This is a genomic window from Klebsiella sp. SWET4 (assembly GCF_024296565.1).
GTDB classification, from domain to species: Bacteria; Pseudomonadota; Gammaproteobacteria; order Enterobacterales; family Enterobacteriaceae; genus Klebsiella; species Klebsiella variicola.
The window spans coordinates 1-1,173 of the sequence record NZ_JANCOB010000051.1 but is presented as its reverse complement, the minus strand read 5'-3'; the positions used below and the strand labels follow the sequence as shown (position 1 = coordinate 1,173).

Annotated in this window: 1 rRNA gene; it reads left to right on the top strand. The window is 54.6% G+C overall.

Annotated features, from left to right (window positions below):
- Positions 1-40: 40 nt before the first annotated feature.
- A 16S ribosomal RNA gene (locus NKJ21_RS27435) occupies positions 41-1,173 on the top strand; the annotation flags it as partial.

Below are 1,173 nucleotides of genomic sequence, written 5' to 3'. Positions count from 1 at the left end.
CGTAATTCATTACGAAGTTTAATTCACGAGCATCAAACTTAAATTGAAGAGTTTGATCATGGCTCAGATTGAACGCTGGCGGCAGGCCTAACACATGCAAGTCGAGCGGTAGCACAGAGAGCTTGCTCTCGGGTGACGAGCGGCGGACGGGTGAGTAATGTCTGGGAAACTGCCTGATGGAGGGGGATAACTACTGGAAACGGTAGCTAATACCGCATAACGTCGCAAGACCAAAGTGGGGGACCTTCGGGCCTCATGCCATCAGATGTGCCCAGATGGGATTAGCTGGTAGGTGGGGTAACGGCTCACCTAGGCGACGATCCCTAGCTGGTCTGAGAGGATGACCAGCCACACTGGAACTGAGACACGGTCCAGACTCCTACGGGAGGCAGCAGTGGGGAATATTGCACAATGGGCGCAAGCCTGATGCAGCCATGCCGCGTGTGTGAAGAAGGCCTTCGGGTTGTAAAGCACTTTCAGCGGGGAGGAAGGCGGTGAGGTTAATAACCTCATCGATTGACGTTACCCGCAGAAGAAGCACCGGCTAACTCCGTGCCAGCAGCCGCGGTAATACGGAGGGTGCAAGCGTTAATCGGAATTACTGGGCGTAAAGCGCACGCAGGCGGTCTGTCAAGTCGGATGTGAAATCCCCGGGCTCAACCTGGGAACTGCATTCGAAACTGGCAGGCTAGAGTCTTGTAGAGGGGGGTAGAATTCCAGGTGTAGCGGTGAAATGCGTAGAGATCTGGAGGAATACCGGTGGCGAAGGCGGCCCCCTGGACAAAGACTGACGCTCAGGTGCGAAAGCGTGGGGAGCAAACAGGATTAGATACCCTGGTAGTCCACGCTGTAAACGATGTCGATTTGGAGGTTGTGCCCTTGAGGCGTGGCTTCCGGAGCTAACGCGTTAAATCGACCGCCTGGGGAGTACGGCCGCAAGGTTAAAACTCAAATGAATTGACGGGGGCCCGCACAAGCGGTGGAGCATGTGGTTTAATTCGATGCAACGCGAAGAACCTTACCTGGTCTTGACATCCACAGAACTTTCCAGAGATGGATTGGTGCCTTCGGGAACTGTGAGACAGGTGCTGCATGGCTGTCGTCAGCTCGTGTTGTGAAATGTTGGGTTAAGTCCCGCAACGAGCGCAACCCTTATCCTTTGTTGCCAGCGGT